Origin of the sequence: Rhodopirellula sp. UBA1907, assembly GCF_002337565.1 — a bacterium.
GTDB lineage: Bacteria > Planctomycetota > Planctomycetia > Pirellulales > Pirellulaceae > Rhodopirellula > Rhodopirellula europaea.
Genome location: NZ_DDGH01000098.1, coordinates 147,363 through 152,842, shown reverse-complemented (window position 1 = coordinate 152,842; position 5,480 = coordinate 147,363). Strand labels below are relative to the sequence as shown.

General features: G+C 55.2%; 5 protein-coding genes. 1 reads left to right on the top strand and 4 read right to left on the bottom strand.

The features are described from left to right. On the bottom strand, positions 1-1,440 hold a 1,440-nt coding region (locus tag B2R17_RS24160; RefSeq protein ID WP_286766026.1), incomplete at its 3' end, for a glycerol-3-phosphate dehydrogenase/oxidase. 66 nt (positions 1,441-1,506) lie between these two features. After that, positions 1,507-3,012: a glycerol kinase GlpK gene (gene glpK / locus B2R17_RS24155; protein WP_286766025.1), complete on the bottom strand. Its 1,506-nt coding sequence runs from the start codon at positions 3,010-3,012 to the stop codon at positions 1,507-1,509. Positions 3,013-3,290: 278 nt separating this feature from the next. On the opposite strand from glpK, the gene B2R17_RS24150 reads away from it, so the two are divergent. Beyond that, on the top strand, positions 3,291-3,524 hold the full coding sequence (locus B2R17_RS24150) for a hypothetical protein (RefSeq protein ID WP_236618309.1): 234 nt from the start codon (positions 3,291-3,293) through the stop codon (positions 3,522-3,524). 21 nt (positions 3,525-3,545) lie between these two features. Here the strand turns inward: B2R17_RS24150 and B2R17_RS24145 are convergent, their stop codons facing one another. Both B2R17_RS24145 and B2R17_RS24140 read right to left on the bottom strand, forming a co-directional pair. Continuing rightward, on the bottom strand, positions 3,546-4,979 hold the full coding sequence (locus B2R17_RS24145; protein WP_286766101.1) for a sulfatase: 1,434 nt from the start codon (positions 4,977-4,979) through the stop codon (positions 3,546-3,548). A gap of 102 nt (positions 4,980-5,081) precedes the next feature. After that, the coding region (locus B2R17_RS24140) for an NAD-dependent epimerase/dehydratase family protein (RefSeq protein ID WP_286766024.1) at positions 5,082-5,480 on the bottom strand (399 nt) is incomplete at its 5' end.

Here is a 5,480-nt window from a genome sequence, read left to right as displayed (position 1 = left end):
CCGGCGCGCTAGCACATCTTCAACGGTTCTCGCCATCTCGTGGCGAGTCGCCCAGATCACTTCGGCACCGGTGATCGAAAGCTCGGGATGCAAAGGTGTCGCCCATTCCACCTTCTCGCGTTCGAGGTTCTCGATCTCACGCAGATCCGATCCATAGTGGCCTCGTCCCGAACCCGCGACGGTGTTGGTGGAACCGGAATTGGGATCGTATCCGTGCAGATGCAGAGTCTCCGTCTGACATGGATTTGCCGTCAGCGGATTCGCGGACTTCTTGGTCGAGACAAGCGTGCGATCCACGCAGTCCTCCGCCATCTTGCGAACCGTCGTCCACTTGCCTCCGGTGATCGTGATCAATCCGGAATCAGAAATGCGGATTGTGTGATCTCGAGACAGTGACGCCGTTCGAGACGATTTGTCTCCTTTGACAAGAGGTCGAATCCCAGTGAAAACGCTGAGGACGTCCGATTGGGTTGGAGCTTCCACCAGGTATTCCTTCGCCGTTTCAAGTAGAAACTCGATTTCATCGGCTTGGGGCTTGGGTTCCAAAGAAACGGTTTCGATGGCGGTGTCGGTCGTTCCGACGACAGCGTGGTTGTGCCACGGGATGATGAACAAGACCCGCCCGTCGGACGTTTTCGGAACAATCATCGCGATGTCACCGGGAAAGAATCGACGTGGCAAAACGATGTGCACACCTTGGCTGGCCGCCAGCATCTTTTCGGCGCCAGGTTCGTCCATCATGCGAACCGCATCACAGAATGGACCGGCCGCGTTGATGACTCGCCGTGCCGCAATGGAATGCGTTTCACCCGTCTCACGATCTTCGGCCACGACGCCATTGATTTCACCGCTCGAGTCTTTGGACAAATCGGTGACGGCAAAGTAGTTCAGAAGACAGGCACCCTGTTCATCCGCGGTGCGTGCCATGCTGATCAACAATCTCGTGTCATCAAATTGCCCGTCGTGATAGATGACGCCGCCGTTGGCCTTTTCCTTCTTGATCGTCGGCACTCGCTGAAGCGACTCCTTCTGATTGATGGCATGCGACCGTCCAAAACGGTTCCCGGTTGCCAAAAAGTCGTAGACCTTCAAACCAATCGCATAGTACATCCGTTCCCAACGAGATTGGCAGGGAATCAGAAACGGCATGTCGTGCACCAAGTGAGGTGCGTTGTTTCGAAGCAGTGTGCGTTCTTTTAGCGCATCTCGCACCAACGTGATGTTTCCTTGCTGGAGATAGCGAACACCGCCGTGCACCAACTTGGTACTGCGACTGGACGTTCCCTTTCCAAAGTCCGCTTGCTCGAGCAACAAACAATCCAATCCGCGACTGGCAGCATCCATCGCGATTCCCACCCCTGTTGCGCCACCACCAATGATGACGATGTCCCAGGGTTCGGAACGTTCTTTGAGTCGCGTCAGGGATTGTTGACGTAGCATGGTCAGATGTGATGGAAGGGAAGACTAAGAAGAGAGGGAAGAAGCGATCGCACGAAGCATGCCAAATCAATCAGCGGAAGCTTCCTGTTCCACCCATTGTTTGGATCGTTCCAGGGCAGCGGCCCAGCGTCGCCTGCGTTGTGCAACTTCTTCCGCGGGCATTTGAGGTTCGAAGACGCGTTCGGTTTCCCAGATGCGTTCGATGTCCGCGTTGTCTTTCCAGAATCCTGTTGCGAGCCCAGCGACGTAAGCCGCACCGGCAGCGGTCGTTTCGATGATTTTGGGTCGAACAACGCGTGCTCCGATAATGTCCGCTTGGAATTGCATCAGCAGATCATTGGCGGCGGCTCCTCCATCGACGCGAAGTTCTTCGATGGCGACGCCGGAATCTTTTCGCATCGCATCCAGAACATCTGCCACTTGAAACGCGATGCCCTCCAGAGCAGCCCGTGCGATGTGAGCTTTTGTCGTGCCGCGAGTCAGTCCCACCAGAATCCCGCGAGCGTAGGCGTCCCAATGCGGTGCACCCAACCCTGCGAACGCCGGAACGAGGTAGACACCATCGGTGTCATCGACGCTGGCGGCCAGCGATTCGACCTCCGAAGACGACTGGATGATCCCCAATCCATCGCGCAACCATTGCACGATTGCTCCTGCGATGAAGATGCTGCCTTCGTACGCGTATTCGCGTTTTCCACCGTCCCAACAAGCGACCGTGGTCAGCAACCTAGAAGGCGACGAGGCGGCTTCTTCGCCGATGTTCATCAGCATGAAGCAACCGGTGCCGTATGTGTTCTTCGCCATACCCGGCTGCGTGCAATTCTGGCCGAACAAGGCCGATTGTTGGTCGCCCGCGGCTCCGCCCAGCGGAATCGGTTTGCCAAACAGAGTGGACTCAGTTTCACCGTAGATGTGGCTGGAAGGATGAACCGTCGGAAGAACTTCTTTCGGAACCCTGAAAAGCTCCAGCAATTCATTGTCCCATTCGCCGTCATGAATATTCCACAACATCGTGCGAGACGCATTGGTCACGTCGGTCGCATGAAGTTTGCCACCGGTGAGATTCCAAAACAGCCAACTGTCGATTGTTCCAAACGCAAGTTCGCCGTTTTCTGCGCGTGTTCTTGCTCCAGGAACGTTGTCCAGAATCCATCGCAGCTTCGTCGCACAAAAATACGCGTCGATGATCAGTCCGGTTTTCTTTTGGACAAGATCCGAATGGCCGGCTTCGCGAAGTGCGTCGCAATCCGATGCAGTCCGGCGGTCTTGCCACACAATTGCGTTGTGGATCGGTTCGCCGGTGGCGCGGTCCCAAACCAATGTGGTTTCTCGTTGGTTGGTGATGCCAATGGCTTCAATGTCCGAAACGTCCATGTCGTGCTGTTTCAGGACATCGCGAGCGACCGCCAATTGGGTCGTCCAAATTTCGGTCGCGTCGTGTTCCACCCAACCAGGTTTTGGATAGTGCTGTGTGAATTCCTTTTGCGACACCCCGATGATGGATCCATCGTGTGCAAAGAGGATTGCGCGAGAACTCGTAGTTCCTTGATCGAGTGCCAAAATTGCCTTCACCGATAGTCTCCGCCTGGTTGTTCGTTTGTGATCAAAGCTGAAATGGTCCCTCATTCTATCAGTGCGGTTGATAGCAGGTTCTCAAAAAGGTCGCCGAAACCGACACCTATTCAAATGCACTTTCGTTGGCAACAACCGCAACGACGCGAAGAGAATTGCCCGCGACGGTGGCAAGATTCGATCGAATTACTGCCGGTTCCTTGCCCGACGCCGATTGGCGTTCGTTAGACTGAAGGGTGGTATCGAATTCGCGGGCTCAAGTGGACCGAGGTGTGACGATGTCGAAGATCCAACAAATGGCGGAATCAATTTTGCCCGCGGCTTGGTTTGTCCACGTCCGCGATTCGTCAAAGCGTTGGATGATCCGGTGTCCGCAGTGCCAGCGTGAACAGTCCGTGTGGGACGTCGGTGGAATCCGGTGCGGAGCCGCAGCGGTTGGGAAGCGAATCCAGGCTCATTGTGAGTTCTGTGGACGAGTCACCGCGAAAATGTATTACCGGAATGACGACTGACTCTTCCGGTCAGGCCTACGGCTAATTCACGCTGTCGGCCAAATCGTTTGATCGCAACTCGGCAAGCTTGTTCTTCAGGTGCCGCTTCATCTTGAAAACAATGGTTTGATGTTCCGGCAAAGTGGCGAGGTTGGTGAATTGCTTCGGATCTGATTCCATGTCGAACAATTCCATCCCACCCGAAGCGTCTTCGTTGTACTGAATGTACGCCCATCGATCGGTTCGGATCAAAAATCCCTTCCGCATCGGCGCGACACTGAACGCGAATTCGTGAACAGTGTGACTCGGATCATCGAGCATCTTGGAAATGTCTTTGCCCTGCACGTGATCGGGCACATCGATTCCGCAAAGGTTGCCAATCGTCGGATACAAGTCCAGCATCTCGACCAGACTGTTGCAAACGCCGGCAGCCTTGCCGGGGACCTTGATGATCAACGGAACCTGGGACGATTCATCTCGCAGAGAGACCTTGGCCCAGAAATCATGTTCGCCCAGGTGATACCCGTGGTCACTGGTGAACACTACGATCGTATTGCCGGCTTGTCCAGATTCGCGAAGGGCGGTCATCACTTTGCCGACTTGAGCGTCCATGTACGCTACCGACGCGTAGTAGCCACCGATGGCTTTGCGTTGTCGACGCAGGTCCATCTTCATGTTCACGCTGGTTTTGTAGTTGATGCCTAGCTTTGGGATGTCGTCCCAGTCACCTTCCACGCGATCTGGCAACGCAAGCTTGCTGAACGGTTTGAATGGTTCGAAATAGTTTGCTGGTGATACGAATGGAACGTGAGGACGCACAAAACCAACGCCCAGCCAAAACGGCTGTTCCCGTTTCTCGCGAATCAGTTCGCTGGCCTTTGCCGCCGTCTTTCCATCGGAGTGAACTTCGTCGCCTCCATCGGCCTCTACGACGACAAAGGTGTTGCCTCCGACGACCGGCCGCGATCCGTCAGGATTCCCTTCCAACGTTTCGCCAACACCGGCAGCCTTCCACTCCGGTCCGGGACTGTTGAAACGTTCCACCCAAGACAAGGCATCGTCGGCACCATCGCTACCTGATTCGATACCACCAGGCACACCCATGTGATAGATCTTGCTGACACGAGCCGTGTAGTAGCCGTCGTCTTTAAAGGCTTGCGGCCATGTTTGTCGATCGCCGATCTGCGGACGCGGGCTCTTGTATCCAAGAACACCTGTTGCGTGAGGATAATAGCCCGACAGAAACGACGCTCTGGATGGGCCGCAATACGTCGCCTGGCAATAGGCTCGCGTGAACCGCATGCCATCGGCGGCGATCGCGTCGATATTAGGCGTCTGGCAAACCTTGTTGCCGTAGCAAGACAAAGCATTCGACGTCAGATCGTCGGAGATAATGAACAGAACGTTCATCGGTTCCTTCGCCGCGACAGGAACACTGAACGCACAAAGGAGAGGGAGCAACATCCACTGACGCATGAAGAGATCTCGGCAATTGGAACAAACGGCGATTGGAATCGCGATTGTAAGCCGAGTCACCCGGTGATGCATCCGAGCGAGAAAGGGAACCCAACGGAAGCGTTAGGCGGGCGAGCAAAGGCCTCGGTAGTATTCAATGCTCTGTCGCAAACCTTCGCTCATGTCGACCGTTGGTGCAAATCCGAGACGAGATCGAATTTGGTTTGTATCGGCCAGAGAGTCTCGCACATCACCCGCACGCGGTGGCTCGTGAATCGGTTGAATGTCGCCTTCTAACAGATCACGCAGAGTGTCCAGCAGCTCCAACAACGTTGTGCTCTGTCCTCGACCGACATTGAATATTCTTCCGGCCGCGTCCGGTACCGTGGCCGCCAACATATTCGCGTTGGCAACATCACGAACGAATACGAAATCGCGAGATTGTTGACCGTCGCCATAGATGATGGGGCGTTCGCCGCTGAGAATCATTGATACAAAGCGAGGAATCACGGCGCTGTACTC